At 44.1% G+C, this 229-nt stretch carries 1 protein-coding gene; it reads right to left on the bottom strand.

The features are described 5' to 3' along the window. Nucleotides 1-229, bottom strand: a 229-nt coding sequence (locus LI126_RS15270) for a CNNM domain-containing protein (RefSeq protein WP_227165757.1), incomplete at both ends; no start/stop codon positions are given.

Raw genomic sequence — 229 nt, forward strand, 5'->3', positions numbered from 1 at the left:
CAGCAACCTTGTCGTTCATTCGAAAGGCGCGTTCCATAAATACGACGTCTTCTTTATCCATCTCACCAGCACGTTCGGATTCCTGTGATAAGGTGACGATTTCGTTTTGGGTATAGATATCTTCGTCTGGGTTGACTGAGAAACCAAGCAGCTTGGTAATGATCTTAGCTGTCCAGTCAAACAGCCAAATCAAAGGATAGAAGATTACGTGGAAAAACGTCATTGGGTG

The organism is Mediterraneibacter sp. 210702-DFI.5.30, assembly GCF_020560115.1.
Lineage (GTDB): Bacteria > Bacillota > Clostridia > Lachnospirales > Lachnospiraceae > Mediterraneibacter > Mediterraneibacter faecis.